This is a genomic window from Bifidobacterium choerinum (genome assembly GCF_000741135.1).
GTDB lineage: Bacteria > Actinomycetota > Actinomycetes > Actinomycetales > Bifidobacteriaceae > Bifidobacterium > Bifidobacterium choerinum.
In genome coordinates, this window is record NZ_JGYU01000006.1 from 98171 (window position 1) to 122806 (window position 24636).

Below are 24636 nucleotides of genomic sequence, written 5' to 3' on the forward strand. Positions count from 1 at the left end.
GTACAAGAAGAATAGAAAAGGACGAAGATAACGCGCGCGGGCGGGGCGATGTCCGCCCGCGCGCGGACGCAGGAAGGCCGGGGTACGACCGTTCGGCGTATCCCGGCCTTGGCTAGCGGATCATTCGGCGTCGGTGTCCGAGACGTCGAACTCGACGTCCTCGGACGGCTGGCCGGTCGCCTTGCGGAAGTCGTCGACGCTGTTGACCTGGACGCGCTTGGCGATGACCTCGAGGATCCACGCCTTCGCCTGGTCGACCGGCACGCCGTTGAGCTGGCTGCCGTCGCGGAAGCGGAAGCTCACCGCGTTGTTGTTCATATCCTCCTCGCCGGCGATGATGATGAACGGCACCTTCGACTTCGAGGCATTGCGGATCTTCTTGCCGAAGCGGTCGTCGGACAGGTCGGTCTCGACGCGCACCATGTCCTCCTCGAGGGAGTCCATGAAGTGCTGCAGATGAGGCGCGAATTCGTCGGCGACCGGTACGCCGAGCGCCTGCACCGGCGCGATCCACACCGGGAACGCACCCGCGTAGTGTTCGAGCAGGATCGCGAAGAAGCGTTCGATCGAGCCGAAGAGCGCGCGGTGGATCATCACCGGGCGCTGGTGCGTGCCATCCGGCGCGATGTACTCGAGCTGGAAGCGTTCCGGCAGGTTGAAGTCGAGCTGGATCGTCGAGACCTGCCAGGTGCGGCCGATCGCGTCGCGCGCCTGCACCGAGATCTTCGGGCCGTAGAACGCGGCGCCGCCCGGATCGGCGACGAGTTCGAGGCCGGATTCCTCGGCGACCTCGGCGAGCGTGTTCGTCGCTTCCTCCCAGATCTCGTCGGAGCCGACGAACTTATGCTCGTCCTTCGTGGACAGCTCGAGGTAGAAGTCGTTGAGGCCGTAGTCCTTGAGCAGGTCGAGCACGAAGGTCAGCAGGCTCTTGAGCTCGTCGCGCATCTGCTCGCGCGTGCAGTAGATGTGCGAATCGTCCTGGGTCAGGCCGCGCACGCGCGTCAGGCCATGCACGACGCCGGACTTCTCGTAGCGGTAGACGGTGCCGAACTCGAAGAGGCGCAGCGGCAGCTCGCGGTACGAACGCTGGCGCGACTTGAAGATGAGGTTGTGCATCGGGCAGTTCATCGGCTTGAGGTAGTAGTCGAAGCCCTGCTTGACGATATTGCCGTTCTCGTCCTTCTCCTCGTCGAGGTGCATCGGCGGATACATGCCGTCCTTGTACCACTGCAGGTGGCCGGAGGTCTCGTACAGGCCGCCCTTGGTGATGTGCGGGGTCTGCACGAAGCTGTAGTGGTGCTTGCGGTGCATCTCGCGCGAGTAGTCCTCCATCGCGTTGATGACGGCGGCGCCCTTCGGATGGAACACCGCCAGGCCCGGTCCGATCTCCTCCGGGAAGGAGAACAGGTCCATCTCCTGGCCGAGCTTGCGGTGGTCGCGCTTGGCGGCCTCCTCCATGCGCGTCTGGTAGGCCTTGAGCTCATCCTTCGTCGGGAACGCCACGCCGTAGATGCGCTGCAGCATCGGGTTCGCCTCGGAGCCCTTCCAGTATGCGGCGGCTGCGCGTTCAAGCTTGAACGCCTTGATGAAGCGCGTGTTCGGCAGGTGCGGTCCGCGGCACAGGTCGGTCCACACGACGTTGCCGTCGCGGTCGATGTTGTCGTACATGCTCAGCTCTTTGTCGCTGATCTCGACGGCCGCCTCGGTGTCGAGCGCGTCCTCCTTGTCCTTGATGAGCTCGAGCTTGTACGGCTGGTCGGCCTCCTCCTTCATCGCCTCCTGCTCGGTGACGACACGGCGGGAGAAGCGCTGCGCGGACTTGATGATGCGCTGCATGTGCTTCTCGATCGTCTTGAGGTCGTCGGGCGTGAACGGTTCGGCCACGTCGAAGTCGTAGTAGAAGCCGTTCTCGATGACCGGGCCGATGCCGAGCTTGGCGTCGGGACGGATCTCCTGCACCGCCTGCGCCATGACGTGCGTCGCCGAATGACGCATGATCGCGATGCCGTCCTCGGAGTCGAGGGCGATCGATTCGACGACGTCGCCGTCCTTGAGCGGCGTGTAGAGGTCGCGCGGTTCGCCGTTGAGGCGTACGGCGATGATGTTCTTGTCGTCGGCGAACAGTTCGACGCCCGTCTGGCTTGCATCCACCTCCTTCGCTTCGCCGTTGACCGTGATGGAGATGGTGTTCTGTGCCATGGGTGTCGTCCTTGTCTATCTGGGTCCGCGGTACGAGGTGCAGACCTGGACTGTTGATTACAGGTACACAACTTAGGGTTCAGCGCAGACAAAGCGCCGGAGGTTCCGTGACGTGGGCGGAACCGTTCCGCCCTCACCGATACGTGCCCCGTGAATGTGTGACGTCGATGCCTGCGACGCCGGCGGATGCGAGCAGCATCCGGATGTCCGGAACGCCCGCCGCGCAGCGCGGTCCGATGACGACGTGCCGCAGCGTCCGCCGCAGGTTGATGCCCAGGTCGAGCGTCGGCACCAGGCGGTCGGCGCGCGGCAGCACGAGGAACCGCGCATGGGTGACGACGCCGGCGAAGCGCTGCGGCAGGGCGGCGGCCAGCGCGTCCTGCAATTGTCCGAACCGTTCGATGTTCGCACTTGGCCCCCACACGGCGAGCCGCCATTCGCGTTCCTCGCGGAAGAAGCGTTTCTTACAGAACGCCGTGGACGCGATGAATTCGAGTGTGGCGTCGAGCAGCCGCGCCCGGATCGCGTCGCATCCGCCGTCGCCGGCGTCGCGCAGCCCGTGCACGTCGCGCGCGATGCGTGCGGCGAGCATATCGAAATACGCCGCGCTGCGCCCATGGCCGTAGATGATCGGCCGGTACATCGTCATCATATGGCTTTCCAACGGATGGTCGCCGTCGTCGACGATGGTGAACGACGGCGGCGACTTCGTGAAGTCGGACAGCTCGAAGCCGAGCGCCACTCCCCGTCCGTCGTCGCCGTAGGCGCGCCACTGGCTGAGCTGATCCGGCTTCTGGGAGAGGTATACAGCGTAGCACAGACGGTTCGGTGGCAGCAGATGCTCGCCGAGCGCCTCGCGCAGCAGCGTGCGGTAGTCGGGGCGCAGCATGTCGACCCAGTCGTCGGCGAAACGCAGCGCGGCGCCCGATCCCGCGACGAGGCCGGCGCGTCTGAGGCTGTCGGCGCCGCCGCGTATCCGTACGTGATCTCCGCGGAATCGTTGGATTTCGTGATGTCGCACAGCCGCAGCGACCCGTTCGAGATGATCGCGCAGGCGGTTTCGAGCGAACAGTAATGGTAGGTCAACGTCATCCGTACATCCTTTGCGTCGGTTTGCGCCATATGATACCGGCTGGCGCCTTGGGAGGCGAACGTCCCGCTCACTCGGCGGAACCGCAGGCCTCGTCGAGGAACCACCGCTCGTGGCTGACGACGACGAGCGCGCCGGGATAGCCGCGAAGGAAGCGCGCCAGCGCCTGCTTGGAGTGCAGGTCGAGATGGTTCGTCGGCTCGTCGAGCACGATGAGCTGCGGTCCGTCCAGCAGCCCGATGCACAGCGCGAGCTTCTGCAGCTGCCCCGGGCTCGGATCCCGCCCTCGCATCAGCCGGTCGGGGTCGTCGTTGAGCTGCGCGACCATCGACAGTACCCGCGCCTTGTCGGCGTCGTCGAGCCTGTGCAGCCGCGCGAGCAGCCGCGCATCGGCGCCGGCTTGCGGAAGCTGCCCGATGTACAACGTCGGCACCGTGTCGTCGACCGATCCGAGCAGCGCGCGCACGATCGTCGACTTGCCGGTGCCGTTGGCGCCGTCGACGCCGATGTGGTCGCGCGGGCCGACGCCCAGACGCGGTACGCGGATTCCCGGACAGCCTTGGGCCGCCCCGTCCGCATCGCCGACCTTCCGCGCATGCCAACGCATGCCGTCGACGGTCAGTTCGGATACGGCGACGCATCCGGCGCCGCCCGCCGCGTCGCCGAAACGCAGGATGCCGGCCGGCACATGCGCCAGCTCCCTGCGCGACGACGGCGTGATGTCCAGCAGGATCTCGCCGTCGTAGCGTTTCGCGTCCGTCTCGATCGAAGCGGCCTCGCGCCGCGCCGCCTCGAGACGGCTGCCGAGCGCGCGGTACGCGGCGGCGCTCGCCTTGTCCGCCTGCTTCTCGTTCCATTTGTGCGTGTTGCGCGCGTCATGGTCATGACGGTCGATCAGATGGCCGCCGTGCTTGCGTGCCGACGCGGCGTCCATCATCGCACGGCGGACGTCACGCGCACTCTCGAGCGCGCGCCGCCTGCCCTGCGCCGCCTTGAGTTCGCCGACGGCCTCGGCGCGGCGCAGCTCATGCGTCCGCCGCGCCTTCGTGTAGCCGCCGGCGTAACGTTCGAGCACGGTGCGGTTGCGGCCGCCCATGTGGCGACGCGTGAACATCAGGCATTGCGTGCAGGTGGCGTCGATGAGCTCGACGTCGTGCGAGACGAGCACGCCGATGCCGCGGTATGCGCGCATCGCCTCGGCGACCGCGCCGCGGGTGTCCGCGTCCACATGGTTCGTAGGTTCGTCGAGCACGAGCAGGTCCGGCGTGCCATGCAGCGCGCACGCCACCTGCAGGCGTTTGCGCTCGCCGCCGGAAAGCGTCGCGAAGCGGTAGGGCCAGTCATCGCCGATGCCGAGCGTGTCGCGCAGCGCGATCACCTCGGGCGACCAGTCGTCGCGCAGCGCGTCGAGATTCGCCGGCTCATGCGCGCACTCCTGTTCGCAGTAGGCGACGACGAGCGTGGAGGGTGATGGGTTGACGGCGCCGTGCGTCGGCGTCAATGCGCCGCAGACGATGCGGGCGAGCGTCGTCTTGCCGCAGCCGTTGTCGCCGAGCAGCGCCGTCCAACCTTGCGGCAGCGTCGCGTCGACGACGTCGAACAGCGCTTCGGGCGCGCCTTCATGGATATAGGAGATGTCATGCAGATCGAGTGTCGTGGCCATGCACGGTTCCTTTGCCGATATGGCGTGCTGCGAAAGATCGGGACGATCGGTGAATGAGACCGCGGTGCGTGCGCATGGGCGGCAAACGATACGGATGGATGGCTGGCGGACACAGGAGAACACGGCAGCACGCTGGACGTGGCTGGCCGACTGATTCATTCACCGCATTCAGATCCGCAAGTGTCCGTTGACCTCCGTGAGAACGCTCCCCTGGCATATCGGGGAACGTGAAGATGACTGACGAGAGCGGACAACGGGACTCGAACCCGCGGTCTCGACCTTGGCAAGGTCGCGCTTTACCAACTAAGCTATGTCCGCATGTGCGCGGTGCGACATGCATCGTCCGGGCACGAACCGTCACTTTACCGTATATCGCCGCCGTCGCCAAACCGGCGTGTCACATCATGGCGCCCCGTCGGCGACGCCCTCGTTCAGCCGGCGTCGAACGCCGCCCTCCTACACTGGAGGCAACGAAAGGAGCATTGATGACATGCCGATGATACAGATGGATCGCAGCGACGACGTCGACGTCATCAGGGCGCTGAGCGTCGACACCTTCGCGCAGACCTTCGCCGACACCAACACGAAGGAGGACCTGGACGAGTACTTCGCGAACAACCTCTCCCGCGACGAGCTGCAGCGCGAGATCGACGACCCGGACTCCGTCTTCCTCGTCGCCAGCGTCGACGGCGAGCCGGCCGGCTACATGAAGACGAACGTCGGCGCCGCCCAGACGGAGCCGATGGGCGACGACAGTCTGGAGATCCAGCGGCTGTACATCCTGCGCGACTACAAGCACCACGGTCTGGGCACCAATCTGATGCACACCGCCTTCGACATGGCGCGCGCCCAGGGCAAGACGCGTACATGGCTGGGCGTCTGGGAACACAACGACCCGGCGATCGCGTTCTACAAGCGTTTCGGGTTCACACGTTGCGGCTCCCACACCTTCGTCGTCGGCCACGACCGGCAGACCGACCTGCTGATGCAGACGCCGGTGCCGGCACGCGGCTGACGAGAACATGGCCGCCGCACGTCTCCGGTTCCATCGCATGGTTCGCGAAGGCGAACGTGCAGTGATGAGTACGCGATTGCCGATCGTGCATGATTCGTGGGGATCGCGTATGCATCCATGCGATTGCGCGGACCGTCGTTATACTGAGGCACAGCAAGCAGTTCCGTACGACAAGACGATTTGAGGATGCCGATGACCACACGATTGACGAAGAAGACGGCCGCGCTCGCCGTGGCGGCGATCATGACGGCCGCTCTCGCCGGCTGCGGCTCGTCCGCGTCGTCCTCCTCATGGGATGCCGAACGGATGGACGCCGTCTGGAGCGAGCACACCGCTGATATGGGCACACCATTGACGGCCAACGAATTCGAAACGACGACGTGGCGCGCCTCCAATGGCGATATGGTCATGTTCCATGACACGTCCGAAGCATGGCCGCATATGCCAATGCCGACGACGCGCGGCAAGGACGACCATCACACGACGCTCATCCCCGAACACGTCAAGGGGCAGAGCGAGCTCATGCAGTTCGAGTTCCTGCAGTACGCCGACGTCAAGCTCGACGGCGCCTACTACGCCGTCTCCACGTCCTTCCCCGCCAATCCGGCGGACCTGTCCGGACAGTGGCATGACGGCAAGGACGGCGACCTCTTCGTGCTCGCCGTCAATCAGGACGCCCACGAAGGCTACCGTGTGCGCGCCACGGCGAGCGGCCTCGACGCGCAATGCATGACTGACGGCGTCAAGGATGCCGGCTGCTATCAGGTGCTGTTCCGCGGCCTCGCCGACGACGCGAAGGCGAACGGCGGCGTGCTTGCACTCGAATCCGTGGACATGGGCACCGACGGCTCCGACGAGTCGGCGTCGCAGGAGTAGTCGGGTGCGGGTATCGCGCATGCGGCCGCATATATATAGATCACATATATAAAAGGTACGGGCGAATCGCAGGATCGGGCGGCCGCGTCGACAATGACGCGGCCGCGACTGCCGATGGCGGCACATGCGATCTGCGCGCCATGGTTCAAGGAGGAATTCAAGGGGTAACACGGAAGTGTGCACAACCACGCATCGCCGAGCACCTCCGTGCCCCCGTCGAAGATCAGCCGATCCGGCCCAGCAGCTCGCGCACCCGTACATCGATGCCATCGCGAATCTTGCGCACGACGTCCAGCGGCTGTCCCGAAGGATCGTCCACGTCCCAATCCTCGTAATGGGTTCCGGGGAATATCGGGCAGGATTCTCCACACCCCATCGTGATTACCCAGTCGGCCTCCCTGATCTTTGCGGGATCAAGCTTTTCCGGCGCGGACAGTGGGACGAGACCGATTTCGGACAGCACCTCGCGCACCTCGGGCTGCACCTCGTCGGCGGGTTGGGTGCCGGCGCTCATGACGGTGACGTCTGCGGCGGCAAGGTGCTCCGCGATCGCGGCCGCCATTTGGGAACGTCCTGCATTCTGGCGGCAGGCGAACAGGATGGTGGACTTCTTCGTTGCCATCCGGGGGGTGCACGCTTGGGGCATATGCTCGGAGATGACGTCAAGGAGCCTGACGTCGAAGTCCGGATCGATGGAATAGTAGGCCCACTTGCCCTGCTGCTCTCGTCTCAATATGCCAACGTCCACCAGACGGGTCAGATGATGCGAGACGGTGGAGCGGCTGATGCCGAAGACTTCGGGGAACGAACAGGCGCATACGGGATTCGGTGAGCAACGGTAGATGAAGACGGCGAGCCGCAGGCGCGTGACGTCGCTAAGCGCAGCGAGCACATGCGCCGCCTGCTGGCATCGGTCGCCGTCGGCGATCGGCGGCGAGGACGGGCAGCAATGAGGGGTGGAATTCTGTGTCATGCCAACAATTCTACCATACATTTTGACGTTCATCGAAACGTATAGTAGTATCAATAACAATTCGACGCTCATCGAAATGTAAGGAGCATGTCATGCGTCAGATTGATATATACGAACCGGCTTTGTGTTGTTCCTCCGGCGTCTGCGGTGGCGAGGTGAACCAGGCCCTCGTTGATTTCAACGCGGCTCTGCTCTCCTTGGACAAGGAGGGCATACGCGTCATCAGGCATAATCTGGCTTCCGAGCCTGCGGATTTTGCGGCATGTGAACCGGTGAAGGCCTATCTTGCGGTCGCAGGCGCGGATGGCTTGCCTGTGACTGTGGTCGACGGCACGATCGTGGGCACCGGTGTCTATCCGCAGCTCGATCAGCTGCGCCGATATGCCGGAGCGGACACTCAGGCAAACTCCTCCTCGCCGTCCGGCGAATCCGGTTGCTGCTGCAAGGGAGGATGCCGTTGACGTCCCTTCCGGAACTCACTGCGAAATTCACGTTCTTCACCGGCAAGGGCGGCGTCGGAAAGACCACCGTGGCCTGCTCGCTGGCCGCCCGCGCGGCCGCCCGCGGACGGCGCGTATTGCTGGTGTCGACCGACCCGGCTTCGAACATCGGACAGGTGTTCGGTCGCGAAATCGGAGCGGACGGAACGGCGCTGACCGATCTCATACCTGGAGCCGCCCGTTTCGACGCAATCGAGATCGATCCGGAGGCGGAGGCCGAGCGGTATCGTGAGTCCATCCTCGGGCCGGTTCGTGGACTGCTGCCGCCCGAAGTGCTGGCGACGACCGAGGAGACCCTTTCCGGCTCCTGTACGGTAGAAGTCGCGAGCTTCAACCGATTCGTCGACTACCTGACGAATGAGGACGTCACCTCCCGATATGATCACATCGTTTTCGACACGGCGCCGACCGGACATACCCTCAGACTGCTGTCATTGCCGGGAGACTGGTCCAATTTTATCGACAAGGGCGCCCTGCCTCGGACCGTTGTCGGGCCTGGAGAAGAACCGACAGACCTATCACGACGCGGTCGCCGTGCTGTCCAATCCGGAACGCACCTCGCTCGTATTGGTTGCAAGAGCCCAGATCTCGACGCTGCGTGAGGCGAATCGCTCCACGGGCGAACTGCTCGAAATGGGAATCAAGCCGTCGCTGCTGGTGATCAACGGGATCCTTCCCGCACGCGCCGCCACCGACGGACTGTCCGACTCAATCTACGCCAGCGAGCAGAGACTCATCGATGGACTGGGCTCCAATCCGGAGCTAAACGCCATCGGCGCTGTTCCCGCCGTGCGCATCGAACTGAACGTCCGACCCGTTATGGGAGTCGAGGATTTGCTGCGACTGGGAGTGGTCGACGATGATGAGGGCATGTCGGATGAGGCGCCCACGTCCAAGCCGCACCCGTCCGGCTCTGCCTCCGAACCGCAGGTGGGGCTATCGTCCTTGGTGGACGATCTTGCGGAGGGTGGCCCGAAGCTCATCCTTTGCATGGGCAAGGGAGGCGTCGGGAAAACCTCTCTGGCGCAGATGTTGGCCGTCGAGCTGGCCCGTCGTGGCAAACCCGTGCATCTGTCGACCACCGATCCTGCCAATCATCTTGATGAGTCGCTGCAGGATCGCATTGCGAACTTGACCGTGTCGTCGATTGACCCTGATGCCGTCACGGAGCGTTACCGGAAAGAGGTGCTCTCCACGAAGGGCGCCTCGTTGGACGCCGATGGGTATGCGCAGCTGGAGGAGGATCTGCGGTCGCCCTGCACCGAGGAGGTCGCGGTCTTCAAGGCGTTCTCCGAGGTTGTGGACACATCCCGGGACCAATGGGTCATCCTCGATACCGCACCCACCGGTCATACCCTGTTGCTGCTGGATGCGGCCGGATCCTATCATCGGGAGCTCATGCGCCAGTCCGGGCGCAATGATTCCGCCACCACTCTGCAGCGTCTGCAAGATACGGCAGTGACTCGACCGATTCTGGTGACCTTGCCGGAGACCACGCCGATGCTAGAGGCGCAATCCCTGGCGGCGGATCTGTCCCGAGCCGGCATCAGACCGTGGGCATGGGTGGTCAACCAGTCGTTACCGGCCATGGAGACGTCCTCGATATTCCTCCGGCATCGCGCGGAAGACCAGCAAGCCGTCATCGACGCAATCGTCGAGCAGGCGGATGCTCGAGTGGTTCAACTGCCGGTGATGACCGACAGAACCCTCTGACGGATAGAGCCGTCGACTTTCGGCATGCGCTCGCTCCGGGTTCCTTCTCCTCGACGAAAGAGGGAAGGAACCCGGAGCTTTTCGCCTTTGCGACAAAGCGAATGAGAAACCCGTACTCCGTCGACGTTCGCTTACATGCCTACAGCTGCGCCGCACGCAGCGCATGCCGCGACACCATGACGGAGACGGCGAGCACGGCCGCGCCCGCCGCGGCGCCGATGCCGTACACCGCCCATGCCGGCATCGAGACGATGATCGCGAGCAATCCGTCGGTGCCCATGTCGAGCGACACGGCGATCCCGACGAACGCGCACACGACCGCGAGGATGCACACGCGGGCGATCTGCGCGCGGTCGCGGAAGATGACATTCACCGGTATCTCGATCGAGGCGGTGATCACGGTGAGCAGCACCGCGCAGGCGACGACCATCGCCGACTGCGTGACGGGCTGCCGATGGACGGCGGCGCTGAGCGCCTGCAGCACGAGCGCGAGCAGGCAGGACGGGACGATCGAGACGAGGTACTTCTCCGTCACATACTCCCCTCGGTCGAACGGCATCGCGAACAACGTGCGGCGCACCGGCGCGCTCAGATCGTTGCGGATCATGTTCCCGCACACCGTGGCAAGCAGCATCGGCATGAGCAGCACGCCTGTGACATACATGTCCGACACGGTATAGAACAGGCACAGCATCAGCACGACGGCCAGGAACGCCCGGTTCTTGCCCATCGCGATCATATCCCTGGTCAGCAATCCCCTCATGACAGGCTCCTTTCCCTGGTCGCCTCGTCGATCTTCTGGGCCGTCGGCGCGTGTTCCGACTCCCCGGCCATCGTCATGACGGCGATGAGCCCGTCGATGTCGCCGCGTGCGATCTGGACGCCGGGCATGTTCTCCTCGTAGTACCGTCGTTCGTCGGTGAGCGCATGGACGGCGCCGTGCATGCGCACGTTCGCGAGGATGTGCGAGCGATCCAGCGACGCCGCCTGCGCGTCGGTGAGGATGAGCGTCGCATAGTCGTCGCGCAGCCGGTCGATCGTCTCGTGCAGGCGGATACGTCCGCGGTCGATGAGGTAGAAGTCGTCGCACAGCGATTCGATGTCCTTCGCGTTGTGCGAGCTGATGAGGATCGAATGCCCCGGCGTCTCCATGTAGGCGCGCAGCAAGTCGAGCAGCTCGCCGCGTGCGACGACGTCGAGTCCGGCCGTCGGCTCGTCGAGGATGAGGACCTCGGGCCGGTGCGCCATCGCGACGATCGTCCTGAACTTCGCGGCCATGCCGGTGGAGAAGTCGCCCATCGGCCTGTCCGTCGGCAGTCCGAAGCGTTCGAGCAGTCCGCGGCACAGCGTTGCGTCGAAGGCGGGATAGAAAACCGCCTGCTGCTTGATGATGTCCCCGCCGGTGAACACGGCGTCGAAGGACGCCTCGGCAAGCGCGGAGCCGACGCGTCGCTTGACGGCGTTCGGCAGTCGGGTGACGTCAGCGCCGAGCAGCGTTCCCGATCCGGTATCCGGTTCGGCGAGTCCGAGGATGATTCGGAACGTCGTAGTCTTGCCTGATCCGTTGACGCCCACCAGCGCGGTGATGCGGTCCTTCGGCACCCGCATCGTCACGTCGAGCGTGAAGTCCGCGTATCGTTTCGTCGCATGGTCCAGCGTGATCGCGTCGTCGCTCATCGCATCTCTCCTTCCGTATCCGTCGCCTCGCCGTCCGTCTCGTCGAGCAGCAGCGTGACGAGTTCCATGATCTCCTCGTCATCCAATCGCAGCCTGCGCGCCTTGGCTATCGCCTGTGCGAATTCCTCCTCCATCTGGTGGTTGAGTTCCTCGGCCACGATGTTCGGCGAGACCTCGGCGACGAAGGTACCCTTGCCCTGCACGGTGACGACGAGCCCCTCCTGTTCGAGCACGTCGTACGCCTTCTTCACGGTGAGCGCCGAGATTGCGCATTGCCGCGCGAGGGCGCGCACCGAGGGCAGCGCGTCGCCTGCCCTGAGGTCGCCTGTTTTGATGAGCGCGCGGATGCGGTCCACGATCTGCTCGTAGATCGGCGTCATCGAGGCGGCGTTGATGACGATGTCCATCATGCCTCCGTCCTCCCGTCGTCGTTGGCCGTGGCGTATGCCGCAACCGAATATATAACACTATATAACAGTACAGTACACTATATAACGATGGCGACGGCATGCGATGTGTCGACCTGAAGGGCGGGGCATCCATGCGCCGAGGTGCATGGGCCGGAGTCATATTGTCCATGTTTTGCTGCTCTGCGATCGCAGCACATACACTGCAGATTACGGGACATGTACCGTTAGTTATTTTCAGCGTCCCCGAGAAGGCCAAAGAACCCGCGCATGGCCTCATTCGTCATCCGGCTGATAGACGACACGTCGGGTCCGCTGCCGGCGTGGGCGGCTCGGCTTATGCCGGTTCAGTCGTTCTTATGCGTCGCCTTCCTCCGCGCGGCCAGCTTCGTCATAATCGATGACAGCACACGGGCCTTCGCCTGTCTTCGCAGGTTCCGCTGCGCCGTCCACATCGACCTCTGGCGGAGTTCCTCCAACCGGAGGAATCATCCAGTCCGGGGATCGTCATCATGCCCATCATGTTTTCGTGGTTCCATCGTAGTTCCTCACGGTGCCACTACTCCAAGAACCGTGTAACGATGACGCGCCGATTGCGATACGTCCTCAAGCCGACAGACGCCGTTGCAATCGGATGCCCTCATCGGCAGCAAGCCGCCAATCTCGGCACACCCACCGCCTGCCGAAAACGTGATGAACCGGCGGATAGGTCGGACCGATCAGGAACGGCGCTTGGATGGTGCGGCGACATCGAACACATCAGCCATGATGCTCTTCGCCCTTTCATGCCGTTACGGTTCCTGCGCCATTGAACGACTCCAATATCCCACGACATGCCACGGTGGCACAAATCCATATCTAGGGCGCGCCTCCGGCCATGGATGTAACATGCGGCCCGGCATACGCGGCTTACGGCTTCCGCTGAATGGTGAAGGGTGGTTCCGGTGTTGCCGGAACCACCCGGGAAGTCACCTCCACCGTCCGTTATTGAGGTCATCAGCGGGGGATATATCCGAGGTCGGGGGCGTCGCTGCAATCACCTTCATTGCATCCGTGTCCGCCGCTGATGGGGCCGCTGCCGCTTCCGGTGTTGGGTTTGCTGGGCGTCGTGGTCTGCGGGGCGCTCTGCTGCGGAGCGGCCGGTGCCGTGTACCGGGGCGCGCTTGGTGCCGTGTACGTCTGCTGGGGTGCGGTGTAGGCGGGCGTGTACGACTGTTGCGGCGCCGTGTACTGCTGCTGCGCCTGAGCGTTCGCCTGCGCCTGCGTCGCGGCTTGGGCTCCGGCTTCCTTGCGGGCCTTCTCTTCGGCCGACTTCCTATCCGCGTCCTGCTTGGCTTTGACGGAGGCGTCCACCTTGCCCATGAGCTCCTTGAGCTGCTTGGCCTGCGCGTCCATCGCCTTGGCATCCTTGCCGCTCTTGGTTGTGGCGGCCTTGCCGATCAGGGCCTTGAGGTCCTTGCGGGTCCTGTCGTCCTTGACCTTGCCGGCTGTGCCCTTGACCTTCTCCTGCGCGGCCGTCAGCTACTTGGACAGGGCGTCCTTGGCGTCCTTCAACGTCTTGGCGTCATGCGACTCGTTGACCGCGTCCACGGCCTTCGACAGGTCGGCGGTGTGCGTGTCGTACCATGCGGCGTTCTGCTCGATGCGGCCCATCACCTCGCGCAGTTGGTCCACACCGGACACGTTGCATGCGGCCAAGTCGGGTGTCTTCTCCTTGTAGGCGGCGGCCAGAACCGTGACCGTATCGCCGTCCGCGACCTGCTTGTCGGTGATCTTCACGGCCTCGGCCGCATCCTGGTCGTGCAGCGTGTCATACGTGTTGCGCGCCACGCGCAGCGTCTCGCTCGACCGGGCGCACGCCTCCCTCTCCTCCGCCAATTGCGCGGACGCGGAATGCCGGTACACGGCGACCGCGCCGCCGGCGGCCAGGACGGCGACCAGCAGCGCCGAAACGCCGATGATGATCCGACGTTTTCCGTGCGACGTGCGCTCCTGCGTCGAAGTCGATTCATTCATGATTTTGCTCCCCTCAATCAGCGCTTCCCTCTACGCTCATATTTAATTATCCGTGGCGTTGTATTTCAATCCGGATCGCCCCGCTCCGCGTGTCGAGACATGATGCCCGCCCGTCGCAACGACCACCCTCCGGGGAGGGCGGACGGCCGCCCCGACTCGGCGCTGCGGCGTTTCGGCGGCCTCGTCATTTGCACGGCGTAAGGTGGGACGCCATCACCACGTCCCGCGCGCACCGCACCCCGATCCGGCCCCGTATGGGCATACGCCGAGGCGGGCACGCACGACCATCCGAGGAAAGGAACGGCATCGATGAAGGAACTTGAGGAACGCATCGCGCGAGAGGGAACGGTCAAGCCGGGCAACGTGCTCAAGGTGGACGCGTTCCTCAACCACCAGTGCGACGTCGCGCTGTTCAACGCGATGGGCGCCGCATGGGCCGAGCATTTCGCCGGCAAGACGATCACGAAGATCCTGACGATCGAAGCGTCCGGCATCGGCATCGCCTGCATCGCCGCGCAGCATTTCGGCGACGTGCCGGTCGTGTTCGCGAAGAAGGCGCAGTCGATCAACCTCGACGGCGACCAGTACGTGACTCGTGTCTTCTCGTTCACCAAGCAGAAGGAGTTCCCGGTCATCGTCTCGAAGAAGTTCCTCAACGCGGGCGACCACATCCTCATCATCGACGACTTCCTCGCGAACGGACAGGCGCTCGCCGGCCTGATCGAGCTGTGCGAGGACGCCGGCGCGACCGTCGAGGGCATCGGCATCGCGATCGAGAAGGGTTTCCAGGGCGGCGGCGACGGCCTGCGCGCCGAGGGCTACGACCTCGATTCGCTCGCGATCATCGATTCGATGGATGCCGAGACCGGCACCGTGGCCTTCCGCGCATAGCACACCGCCCATCCCTCCCCTGCGGGCCGCCGCGCGAATACGAGGAAGAAGCCGATGGCCATCGCCTCCGGCTTCTTCCTCGTTTGCGGCTGTGCGACGTCCCAGCCTTATCCTTCCGTTTTTCATCGTCATCGTCATTGCGCGATTCCCCGTCGGCCGGCCCGCACCGCATGATCCGCGCCGGCCTTCCCATGCCACCATCATTTTCCCCCATCACTACCACTGGAGACGATATGACACCCACCGACGCCCCGAACACCACGGCACCGACGAGCGACCCCGATCCGTCGGGCGGGACCGGAACCCTCGAATCCACCGTCGTCACCGACGAGCTCAAGCGCGACGAGGCCGCAGCCACCCCCGCCGAGGAGCGCCGCGAGGCGAAACGCTCCGGCGTCTCCTTCGAGACGCTCTCGAGCCTCGACGCGCCGGTCTCCTTCTGGAAGGGCATACCCTTCGGCCTGCAGCATGTGCTCGCGATGTTCGTCGCCAACCTCGCGCCGATCTTCCTCGTGGCCGCCGCCGGCAACATGTCCGCGACCGACTCCGCGAAGATCATCCAGTCCGGCCTGCTCGTCGCCGGTCTCGGCACCTGCCTGCAGCTGTACGGGGTGTGGCGTTTCGGTTCGCGCCTGCCGATGGTCACCGGCATCTCCTTCACCTACGTCGCCGCCGCCATCGCGATCGTCTCCCATCAGGGCTACAGCGCCGTCGTCGGCGCCGTCATCGTCGGAGGCCTGCTCGAGGTCGTACTCGGCCTGACGGCGAAGTACTGGCAGCGCTTCGTGCCGCCGATCGTCTCGGCGATCGTCGTCACCGCGATCGGCTTCTCGCTGCTGTCGGTCGGCGCCGAAAGCTTCGGCGGCGGCGCCGGCGCGAAGGACTTCGGCAGCTGGCAGAACCTCACGCTCGGCCTGATCTCGCTCGTCGCCTGCCTCGTGTTCCAGCTGTGCATGAAGGGCACCGCCAAGCAGCTGTCGGTGCTTTTCGGCCTGCTCATCGGTTACGTCGCCGCGTTGTGCTTCGGCAAGGTCGATTTCAGCGGATTCGCGCATCTGCAGGTCATGAGCCTGCCGTCCGTCATGCCGTTCAAGCCCGAATTCGACTGGGGCGCGATCGTCTCGATCGGACTGCTCTACGTCGTCTCGTCGGTCGAGGTGCTCGGCGACACGGCCGCGTTGACGAAGGTGGGCCTCGATCGTGAGCCGACGCAACGCGAGACGGCCGGCGCGATCGCCGGCGACGGCCTGATCTCCTCGGTTTCGGGCGTCTTCGGCTGCCTGCCGCTGACGTCGTTCGCACAGAACATCGGCCTGGTCGCGATGACGAAGGTCGTCAACAGGAAGGTCATCCTCTCCGGCGGCGTGCTGCTCATCCTCGCGAGCTTCGTGCCGGCCATCTCCGAGGTCTTCAACTCGATGCCGCAGGCGGTGCTCGGCGGCTGCACGATCATGATGTTCGGCAACATCATCCTCTCGGGCTTCCAGATGATCTCTGACGCCGGCTACACGCAGCGCAACATCACGATCGCCGCGCTGTCGCTGACGATCGGCATCGGCTTCACGCAGGTCTCGAGCATCTTCGAGCATTTCCCGCCGCTGTTCCAGTCGATCTTCGCGTCGAACTGCATCGCCGTCGCCTTCGTCGTCGCCGTCATCCTCAACGTCTTCCTGCCGAGCGAGGAGCATTTCCTCGCCACGCCGAAGCAGACGAAGTGAGCTGATCCGGCGACCTTTGCGAGGGGTCCTGCCCCGTTACCGCCCGCCCATCCTCCCCACTACCGGTAGGCGCTCCCCCATGGGATGCATATCGCATGCTTTTCCTACCGGCAGTCGCAAGCGCCCACCGCCGACGGGCGATTCCTTACGGGGTGCACCGCGCGCCGGCCGCCACCGTCAGCTCATCGCCAGCCCGCCACCGATAAGCGATTCCCCACGGGATGCACGATCCTTCGCCACCGCCTCCGGCGTCATGCCGGCGACGAATGGCGGCCGTGCCGATTTCGAATACGTCGCCGGGAGAACATCGGCGCCGGCCAGACGGTCCGTCCCTACAATGATTCGTGGAATCCGGCCGCCCATAGGACGCGTCGGCGCGCGCAAGGCCGCCGACGCCGCCCGCAGGCGCACGGCACGAGGACCCGAAGATACACAGGACAAGGAAAGACATGGCGATGCAGGAAATCCGTGGACAACGACTCACCGGCGAACGCGCGCTGTTCGCGCAGCGCGACGCGCTCATCGAGGACTGCGTGTTCGAGGACGGCGAATCCCCGCTCAAGGAGTCGAGGGACGTCACCGTCAAGGACACGGTGTTCCGCTGGAAGTATCCGCTGTGGTACAGCGACCGCGTCGAGGTGACGAACAGCCTGTTCGAGTTCAACGCGCACGCCGCGTTCTGGTATTCCAGGCACATGCGCTTCGCCGACTGCACGATCCAAGCGCCCAAGGAGTTCCGCCGTAACGAGGACGTGACCGTCGAACGCACCGCCTTCACCAATGCCGCGGAGACGTTCTGGCAGTGCCGCGACGTCACGCTGCGCCATGTGAGCGCCAACGGCGACTACTTCGCGATGGACTGCGCGGGCATGCATGTCAGCGACTTCCAGCTCACCGGCAACTACTGCTTCGACGGCGCGCGCGACATCACGGTGGAACGCGCGCGGCTGCTGTCGAAGGACGCGTTCTGGAACTGCGAGAACGTGACGGTGCGCGACTCGTTCATCAGCGGCGAGTACCTCGCATGGAACACAAGGAACATCACCTTCGAGAACTGCACGATCGAAAGCCTGCAGGGCCTGTGCTACATCGACGGGCTGACGATGCGGGACTGCCGTCTGATCAACACGACGCGGGCCTTCGAATACTGCACCGGCATCGACGCCAACATCACGACGCATGTCGACGGCGTCGTCAACCCGGTCTCCGGCACGATCCGCGCGGCCGGATTCGGCGACGTCGTGCAGGACGACCCCAAGATCGACACGACAGGAATCCGGCTCATCGACACGCGGCGGACGCCACTCGAATAGACGAACAGGAAGGCATGGCATGGACATCAACGAACACATCGACGCATTCGACTCCCCCGTCGACCGCTCGGGCATCGCGTCCATGAAATGGGATGTGGCCGACGGCGAACTGCCGATGTGGGTCGCGGACATGGACTTCCGCACCGCTCCGGCGATCCGCGAGGCGCTGGCCGCACGCGTCGCCAACGGCACCTTCGGCTACACCGACGTCCCCGAAACATGGAACGACGCCGTCGCCGGCTGGTGGTCGCGCCGCTACGGCATGGACGTGGATCCGGACCATGTGACGTTCACGACCGGCGTCATCCCGGCGGTCTCCTCGCTCGTGCGCTCGCTGACGAACGTCGCCGAGAAGGTCGTCATCCAGCCGCCGGTCTACAACATCTTCACGAACTCGATCGTCAACAACGGCCGGCGCGTGCTGGCCAACCCGCTGCGCTACGAGCACGGCGCCTACTCGATCGACTTCGACGACCTCGAAACCAAACTCGCCGACCCGCTGACGCGGCTGATGATCCTGTGCAACCCGCAGAACCCGAGCGGCAACGTCTGGGGCGCCGACGACCTCGCGCATATCGGCGCGCTGTGCGCCGCGCACGACGTCACGGTGATCTCCGACGAGGTACACTGCGACATCGTGCGCCCCGGCATGGCCCATACGCCCTTCGCCGCCGTCAACGACGTCAACCGTTCGATCTGCGTGACCTGTTCGTCGCCGTCGAAGGCGTTCAACGTGGCCGGACTGCAATCCGCGTATTTCATCTGCGACGACGACGGCCTGCGGGCGCGCGCCGTGCGCGGCGTCAACACCGACGAGGTCGCCGAACCGAACGATTTCGCCGTGTTCTCGACGATCGCCGCATACACCGCGTGCGACCGGTGGCTCGAGGACCTGCGCCGCGTCGTGCAGCGCAACAAGGACTACGTGTCCGCCCGCCTCGACGCCGAATCCGACGGGATGCTGCACATGGTGGCGTCGGATGCCACCTATCTGGCGTGGATCGACTGCTCGGGACTGCTCGAGCGCGTCGGCGACGCCACGGCCGAGCGTTTCTGCGAGCATCTGCGCGAGCATACCGGACTCGTGCTCTCGTACGGCGGCATCTACGGCGAGAACGGTTCGAGATTCCTGCGCATGAACCTCGGCACGCACGCCGGCCTCGTCGTCGACGGCGTGCGCCGACTGCTCGAAGGCGCCGCCTCCTATGCGCGACGCTGAGGCGTCCAAACGGTGACGGAGCACCGCGCATCCGTCCCCGTCAATCGAAATCGGGCTCGTAGCGCCGGCGTGCGAGACGGATCACGAGCCAACGCAGCATAAGCGCGACGACGGCCGTCACCACGAGCGGCAGCCAGAAGTACGGCGAACGGAAGCTGGGCAGGAAGTACATGCCGAGCGCGCCCAGCACGCCGATCGCCACGGCGAAGCCGGTCAGCGACGACGACAGGTCGCACAGCTTCTTCTCGCCGAGCCGCATCTCGCGTCGCTCGTCGGTCTCGCTTTTGCCCAGCTCATAGACGTTGACGTTGCGCAACGCCCGGAAATTGTACAGGAACAGATCCGTGCGCGTCGCGTACAGGCCGCCGAACACGTAGCACCACACCCCCATCGCGACGCTCGTCTGCGCGACGCCGGCGGCGACGTCGTCGGGCATCGCATGCCCGTAGGCGAGCAGCAGACCATGCGTGACGAGGATCGCCGCGGTCCCCAGCATCACGAGCGCAGCGCAGCGGATCCATCCCTGCCGCCGCTGCGCTACCGTGTAGAACTGCTCGATGCGGTTGAAGGCGGCGGCATACTCCAACGAGTCCTCATGCGTGCGTTTGAGCAGCATGTAGCCGACCAATATGGCGACGATCTCGACGATGAACGATTCGGGATGCCGCTGCAGATGCGGCAGTTCCACCAGTTCCTTGGTCATGAGCCCGATCAGGCGGTCGAGCCCGCTGATCACCTCCTGCACATCCGCGGTGTTGCGTTCGGGAAGCGCCTGCAGGAACCTGCCCGCCGCGAATCCGAGGATGATGATCGCCACGCCGTTCGCGATCCTCAACGCCCTGTTGGTGGCATGGCGGTCGTATCCGAAACGATCGTCCTCTTCGACCAGCCTCTGTGTGCGCCGCGCCTGCGCCCGGACCGAGGCGTTGTGCGCCTGCGTGGCGATCTCATCGCGTATCCGCGCCGTTCCCGCCCGGCGTGTCTCCGTTGTCCCGTGCGCGTCGCCGCCGTCCGCTTGTTCCGTCATCATCGCACCCTCTCCCATGCTGCCCGTTCGTTCGATCGCCGTACGGCTTGTACGGCCTCGGATCATTGGTCTTGTTCATCCCAGTCTAGAGGGCCCGCGGCGAGATTCCCCTCGCCTATGCTTTCAAAGGCATTGCGCCGTCGGCGTCGACGCCGACGGCGCAATGCCCCCTGCCGGGCGGGGGCAGCAGGCCGCGACGAAGGAGCGAAACAACAGCCGGCTGGCCACGTCCGTCCTGTAACGGAACTCCGGATGCCACTGCACGGCGTGGCAATATCTGCTCGCCGGCCGGTGGACCGCCTCGACAAGGCCGTCCTCGCTGACTGCCATCGCCTCGAGTCCGTCGCCGAGCGTGCGGATCGCCTGATGGTGGTAGCTGTTGACGGCGAGGTCGTCGACGCGCAGCTCGTCGTGCAGCGGCGTCCCGTCGACGACGTGCACCCGATGCGCGGGACGGTCGTACGGCGGCTTCTGGTGGTGCTCGACGCCACTCGGATGCTCGCTCGGCAGATCCTGGTACAGCGTGCCGCCGCAGTGCACGTTGATAATCTGCAGACCACGGCAGATGCCGAACACCGGTCTGTCGTCGGCGAGCGCGAGACGCAGCAGCGCGGTCTCCATCGCGTCGCGCATGATGTTCGGCACAACGTTGTCGAACCGCGGCTCCTCGCCATAGCGACGCGGGTCGACGTCATGGCCGCCGGTCATCAGCAGCCCGTCGCTCATGTCGAAGATGCGTCTGATCTCCTCGGCGTCCGTCGTCAGCGCCGGCATGAACGGCACGGCTCCGGCCTCGCGCAGCATCCACAGGCTCCCCCGTTCGTCGTCCACCAGCGGCATCACCGCGATCACCGGTCGCATGGGCGTCCTCCTTCACCTCCGCTCGACATGGCCGGACCCAACCTATCCGTCTTCGGCGTCCGGCCGGTGACATGGCGATTACGGATCCGTTTCGCGGCGGCGCAGGACGGATCAGGCGTCCGAAGCGGCGCAATCCGTCAGCCATACCTGACGTTTTCGACATGGATATTCAAAATGTCAGTTACGCTCTACATTTTTGATATGATCGGTCATAGTATCGAATATAACTGATACTTTTGCAGAGCGAGGACCATATGGGCATGAGACAGTACATCAATCGTCCGCAGTATATGAATCTGCTGGAGTCCTATCGCGGTTCCGAACATATCAAGGTACTGCAGGGCATCCGCAGATGCGGCAAATCGAGCCTTCTCGAGATGCTCCGCGCACGTCTGCTCACGGAAGGCGTCCCCGCGTGCAACATCTACCGCAGACGATTCGACGAATTCGGCCTCCCACTCGAGTTCACCGCGCAACAGCTCACCGACGAGCTGCAGCGGATGCTGAGCGGATCCGACGACGCGCAGATGCGCTATGTCTTCCTCGACGAGATCCAGGAGGTGCAGGGCTGGCCGAAAGTGGTGCGCGGGCTGCACACACTCGAGAATGTGGACGTATACATCACCGGCTCGAACGCACATCTGCTTTCGACGGACCTTGCGACCGTGCTCGCCGGCAGAACCGTGACCATAGACGTGCATCCGCTCTCCTTTAAGGAGTACCTCGAATTCACGCGAACGTTGTTTGCTGACCGCGCGCAGCTTTCCCACGACGAGCTGTTCGCGGACTACGTCCGTTTCGGCGGCATGCCCACGCTGTTCGCGCTCCGGGAATTCAATGAGGAGAGCATCGCCCGAGAACTGGGGTCCGTGTACGACACCGTCATCCTACGTGACGTCGCTCAGCATCTGCAGATCCGCGACCTTCCGCTGCTCAACCGTCTCGTCACCTATCTCTTCTCCACATCCGGCAATCTGTTCTCCACCCGGAAAATCGTCGGCGCGCTGGTGAGTGGGGGACGCAAGACCTCCGCGGAGACGGTCGAGTCCTACATCGACGGTCTCATGCGTGCGTTCATCCTCTTCGAGGCCACGCAGTTCGGACTTCAAGGCAAGGACCTGCTCAATCCCCTGCGCAAGTTCTATGCGGAGGACTGCGGGCTGCGCAACATCGCAAACGGATTCTCCTCCCGAAACTACGGGTTCCAATTGGAGAACGTAGTCGCGACCGAACTGCGCAGGCGCGGATACGATGTGCATGTCGGAAGGCTTCGCGGCGCGGAAATCGATTTCGTAGCCCAACGATTCGACGGCAGGACCTACATTCAGGTCACCGAAACGATGCTCGACGAAGCCATCAGGGAGCGAGAGCTCGCGCCTCTGCAGGCACTGCACGATTCGTTCCCGAAGACCGTGCTCACGCTCGACAGGTTCCGCCTCGGCATGACTCCCGATGGCATCGAGATCCGCAACATCGTCGACTGGCTGCTCGATTCGTGAGCGCCGACGACCTGCGGCGACCCTACCGTGCCCCGTCGGCGTCGACGTAGATGAACATTTTCATGTATCCCATCGCGGCATCGACGGCTATTCCCCGCAACGCATCGCCGTACCGCTCGCTGAGCCGGAGCACAAGATCCTGCCCCTGTCCCGACCATGCATCATAGGGCATCCGCACTCGTATCAACCTATATGCACATGCATCGTGCCATGCGGCGGCGCCACGGCGGCAATTCCCCGCGCTTACTCCTTTCACATATCACATAATGCGCTGCCTGACGATTGCCCGTCCCGTCGCCGCCTCCTATACTCCCGTCGTGCCGAACGTCCATCGAATCGGAGGTACATCATGGAATTCGAGGAAGCGGTGAGGGCACTCCATTCGGTGCGCGACTTCAAGTCGCAGGAGATTCCGGACGAGGTGCTGACCAGGATCGTCGCCGTCGCGCAACGCACGCCGTCGTGGGCCAACTCGCAACCGTGGAAGGTGTACATCGCCAAGGGGAACACGCTCGAGAAGATCAAGCGCGAGCACCTGAGCAAGGCCATGCAGGCGCCCCGAGCACGTCGACATGCAGCAGATCCCCGCTCGCCCTGGGGACGCTTCCCGCTGGAGAACATGCAGCGCTGGGGCGAGCGGCTCACCGCGTTCCTCGGTCAGGACGGCATGGAGATGAGCCAGATGCAGGCCAGGCTGTTCAACGCCTCCGCGCTCGTCTATCCTACCGCGCAGCGGGAGGTCTCCCCGTGGATGGTCTACGACATCGGCGCCTTCTCGCAGACGCTGATGCTCGCGGCGAAGGACAACGGCGTCGACTCGGCCCCCGCCTATGAGGTGGTCCGCTTCGCCGACGACATCCACGCGATCATGGGCATCCCGGACGACGAGGCGATCATCGCCGGCATCGCGCTGGGATATCCGGCCGAGGACCGCATCAACGATTCCCACACCGACCGCGACGCCGCCGAGGACGTGCTCACGATCAGGAAGTGGCCTCTCCCATCGGTCGCATGGGCGGTCGGCATCGGCGCCGTCCGCCCATGCGTTCCCGTGTTCAGCCGCAGGCGCGCCTTTTGCGGAATCCGACGGCGCCCAGCACGAAGAACGCCGCCAGGAAGACGAACAGCGCCAGCAGATCCGGCCAAACGGTGCCCCATCCCTCGCCGCGCAGCATCACGTCGCGCAGCACGTCGACGCCGTAGGTCAGCGGCATGCATCGGCTGAGCGCACGCGGACGGCCACGCTCGAGGGCCAGGAACGCCTCCTCGAGCGTGGCCGTCCGCGTGCGCTCACAGATCCGCTCCGGCGAGCCGTCGGCGTTCACACGGCCGTTTCTGATCATCGCGATCCGTTCGCAGCGCTGCGCCTCGTCCATCACGATGTCCTCGTCGAGATCGACGTCGACGTCGTAGTCGTCGTCAACGAGCAGGATATCGACGCCGTGCGCGCGGGCCTGCGCGAGCGTGAGCGCATTGTCGTCGATGACGCGCCCCATCGTGCATGACGAGTCGTCGACGCGCCGCTCGATGACGTTCGCGTAGCGCAGGACGTCGTCGAAATGCGCGCGGATGTACCGTTCGGTCAGCACGATGCAACGGTAGCGTATGTGCGCAAGGTAGCGCGGCTCGAAATCGCGCGCCCAGTCGAACGGGATGTAGCAGCCTTCGATGATGAGGTGCTGCCCGTTCTCGATGGCGGTCTCGACCATCTCGCGCACGATCGGCCACAGGTAGTCGACGAGCGCGTCGTCATCATCGGGCGTGAGCGGCGTCTGCCCGGAGCGGATCAGCCCCATCTTCAGATGGCCGATCGACAGGTACTGGTAGCCGTAGCGTTCGAGCAGCCGCTACGCGAACGCCGTCTTGCCGGAGTGCGACGCGCCGGCGATCAGGATGATCATCGGGGGCACCTTTCATCGGCCGATCAATCGGAACCGGGAGGACGATTACGGGCGGCGCCCGCCGAAGCCGGACTTCGG

The 24636-nt window shown here is 64.5% G+C and carries 22 protein-coding genes and 1 tRNA gene; 11 read left to right on the plus strand and 12 right to left on the minus strand.

Annotation, left to right across the window (positions count from 1 at the left end; translation table 11 throughout):
• Positions 1 to 120: 120 nt before the first annotated feature.
• From thrS to BCHO_RS05545, 4 genes are all read right to left on the minus strand, one after another.
• On the minus strand, positions 121 to 2199 hold the full coding sequence (thrS, locus tag BCHO_RS05530) for a threonine--tRNA ligase (protein ID WP_024540388.1): 2079 nt from the start codon (positions 2197 to 2199) through the stop codon (positions 121 to 123).
• 133 nt (positions 2200 to 2332) lie between these two features.
• Positions 2333 to 3220 carry a DUF2971 domain-containing protein gene (locus BCHO_RS05535; RefSeq protein WP_024540387.1) on the minus strand — a complete coding sequence of 296 codons (888 nt, stop codon included), beginning with the start codon at positions 3218 to 3220 and terminating at the stop codon, positions 2333 to 2335.
• A gap of 139 nt (positions 3221 to 3359) precedes the next feature.
• Positions 3360 to 4952 carry an ATP-binding cassette domain-containing protein gene (locus BCHO_RS05540; RefSeq protein ID WP_024540386.1) on the minus strand — a complete coding sequence of 531 codons (1593 nt, stop codon included), beginning with the start codon at positions 4950 to 4952 and terminating at the stop codon, positions 3360 to 3362.
• 245 nt (positions 4953 to 5197) lie between these two features.
• Positions 5198 to 5270, minus strand: a tRNA-Gly gene (locus BCHO_RS05545).
• A 172-nt stretch (positions 5271 to 5442) separates the two neighbouring features.
• Between BCHO_RS05545 and BCHO_RS05550 the strand changes: the two genes are divergently transcribed.
• Together BCHO_RS05550 and BCHO_RS05555 are read left to right on the plus strand one after the other, a co-directional pair.
• Positions 5443 to 5967 (plus strand): GNAT family N-acetyltransferase, encoded by a 525-nt coding sequence (locus BCHO_RS05550; RefSeq protein WP_024540385.1) that lies wholly within the window; start codon positions 5443 to 5445, stop codon positions 5965 to 5967.
• 192 nt (positions 5968 to 6159) lie between these two features.
• Entirely contained in the window at positions 6160 to 6843 is a 684-nt protein-coding gene (locus tag BCHO_RS05555) for a hypothetical protein (RefSeq protein ID WP_152595883.1), read from the plus strand.
• A gap of 223 nt (positions 6844 to 7066) precedes the next feature.
• On the opposite strand, the gene BCHO_RS09055 is transcribed toward BCHO_RS05555, so the two are convergent.
• Positions 7067 to 7816 carry a metalloregulator ArsR/SmtB family transcription factor gene (locus tag BCHO_RS09055; RefSeq protein ID WP_081707901.1) on the minus strand — a complete coding sequence of 250 codons (750 nt, stop codon included), beginning with the start codon at positions 7814 to 7816 and terminating at the stop codon, positions 7067 to 7069.
• Positions 7817 to 7908: 92 nt separating this feature from the next.
• On the opposite strand from BCHO_RS09055, the gene arsD reads away from it, so the two are divergent.
• Genes arsD through BCHO_RS09685 form a run of 3 tightly spaced genes read left to right on the plus strand, consistent with a single transcriptional unit; the run spans position 7909 to position 10029 of the window.
• The gene (gene arsD / locus BCHO_RS05565) at positions 7909 to 8277 is read left to right on the plus strand and encodes an arsenite efflux transporter metallochaperone ArsD (RefSeq protein WP_024540382.1); all 369 of its coding nucleotides are present in this window, start codon (positions 7909 to 7911) and stop codon (positions 8275 to 8277) included.
• Entirely contained in the window at positions 8268 to 8918 is a 651-nt protein-coding gene (locus BCHO_RS09600; RefSeq protein WP_272944785.1) for a TRC40/GET3/ArsA family transport-energizing ATPase, read from the plus strand. Before arsD ends, BCHO_RS09600 begins: the two co-directional genes overlap by 10 nt.
• Complete coding sequence (locus tag BCHO_RS09685) at positions 8851 to 10029, plus strand: ArsA-related P-loop ATPase (protein WP_272944786.1); 1179 nt, start codon at positions 8851 to 8853, stop codon at positions 10027 to 10029. The genes BCHO_RS09600 and BCHO_RS09685 overlap by 68 nt, the downstream gene beginning before the upstream one ends.
• A gap of 139 nt (positions 10030 to 10168) precedes the next feature.
• On the opposite strand, the gene BCHO_RS05575 is transcribed toward BCHO_RS09685, so the two are convergent.
• The 5 genes from BCHO_RS05575 to BCHO_RS05595 all read right to left on the minus strand — a co-directional run bounded on the left by BCHO_RS05575 (position 10169) and on the right by BCHO_RS05595 (position 14129).
• Positions 10169 to 10792 carry an ABC-2 transporter permease gene (locus BCHO_RS05575; protein ID WP_081707898.1) on the minus strand — a complete coding sequence of 208 codons (624 nt, stop codon included), beginning with the start codon at positions 10790 to 10792 and terminating at the stop codon, positions 10169 to 10171.
• A complete protein-coding gene (locus BCHO_RS05580; protein ID WP_081707897.1) occupies positions 10789 to 11706 on the minus strand; it encodes an ABC transporter ATP-binding protein in 918 nt (305 codons plus the stop codon). The genes BCHO_RS05575 and BCHO_RS05580 overlap by 4 nt, the downstream gene beginning before the upstream one ends.
• Complete coding sequence (locus tag BCHO_RS05585) at positions 11703 to 12116, minus strand: GntR family transcriptional regulator (protein ID WP_237743043.1); 414 nt, start codon at positions 12114 to 12116, stop codon at positions 11703 to 11705. Before BCHO_RS05585 ends, BCHO_RS05580 begins: the two co-directional genes overlap by 4 nt.
• A 993-nt stretch (positions 12117 to 13109) precedes the next feature.
• Positions 13110 to 13508 carry a hypothetical protein gene (locus tag BCHO_RS05590; protein ID WP_024540378.1) on the minus strand — a complete coding sequence of 133 codons (399 nt, stop codon included), beginning with the start codon at positions 13506 to 13508 and terminating at the stop codon, positions 13110 to 13112.
• A 126-nt stretch (positions 13509 to 13634) separates the two neighbouring features.
• Positions 13635 to 14129 (minus strand): hypothetical protein, encoded by a 495-nt coding sequence (locus tag BCHO_RS05595; RefSeq protein ID WP_034256303.1) that lies wholly within the window; start codon positions 14127 to 14129, stop codon positions 13635 to 13637.
• A gap of 309 nt (positions 14130 to 14438) precedes the next feature.
• On the opposite strand from BCHO_RS05595, the gene BCHO_RS05600 reads away from it, so the two are divergent.
• The 4 genes from BCHO_RS05600 (at position 14439) to BCHO_RS05615 (ending at position 19270) form a co-directional block, all read left to right on the plus strand.
• The gene (locus BCHO_RS05600) at positions 14439 to 15020 is read left to right on the plus strand and encodes a xanthine phosphoribosyltransferase (RefSeq protein WP_024540447.1); all 582 of its coding nucleotides are present in this window, start codon (positions 14439 to 14441) and stop codon (positions 15018 to 15020) included.
• A gap of 233 nt (positions 15021 to 15253) precedes the next feature.
• Positions 15254 to 16738: a nucleobase:cation symporter-2 family protein gene (locus BCHO_RS05605; RefSeq protein WP_024540446.1), complete on the plus strand. Its 1485-nt coding sequence runs from the start codon at positions 15254 to 15256 to the stop codon at positions 16736 to 16738.
• 455 nt (positions 16739 to 17193) lie between these two features.
• Positions 17194 to 18051, plus strand: coding sequence for a DUF3737 family protein (locus BCHO_RS05610; RefSeq protein WP_024540445.1), 858 nt, complete (start codon positions 17194 to 17196; stop codon positions 18049 to 18051).
• 19 nt (positions 18052 to 18070) lie between these two features.
• A complete protein-coding gene (locus tag BCHO_RS05615; protein ID WP_193345752.1) occupies positions 18071 to 19270 on the plus strand; it encodes a MalY/PatB family protein in 1200 nt (399 codons plus the stop codon).
• 40 nt (positions 19271 to 19310) lie between these two features.
• Here the strand turns inward: BCHO_RS05615 and BCHO_RS05620 are convergent, their stop codons facing one another.
• A complete protein-coding gene (locus BCHO_RS05620) occupies positions 19311 to 20297 on the minus strand; it encodes a hypothetical protein (RefSeq protein ID WP_024540443.1) in 987 nt (328 codons plus the stop codon).
• Between the two features lie 123 nt (positions 20298 to 20420).
• Positions 20421 to 21158, minus strand: a complete 738-nt coding sequence (locus BCHO_RS05625; RefSeq protein WP_024540442.1) for a gamma-glutamyl-gamma-aminobutyrate hydrolase family protein — start codon at positions 21156 to 21158, stop codon at positions 20421 to 20423.
• 260 nt (positions 21159 to 21418) lie between these two features.
• On the opposite strand from BCHO_RS05625, the gene BCHO_RS05630 reads away from it, so the two are divergent.
• Both BCHO_RS05630 and BCHO_RS05635 read left to right on the plus strand, forming a co-directional pair.
• Positions 21419 to 22657, plus strand: a complete 1239-nt coding sequence (locus BCHO_RS05630; RefSeq protein WP_024540441.1) for an ATP-binding protein — start codon at positions 21419 to 21421, stop codon at positions 22655 to 22657.
• A 349-nt stretch (positions 22658 to 23006) separates the two neighbouring features.
• Complete coding sequence (locus BCHO_RS05635) at positions 23007 to 23882, plus strand: nitroreductase (RefSeq protein WP_034256305.1); 876 nt, start codon at positions 23007 to 23009, stop codon at positions 23880 to 23882.
• Positions 23883 to 24636: the final 754 nt, after the last annotated feature.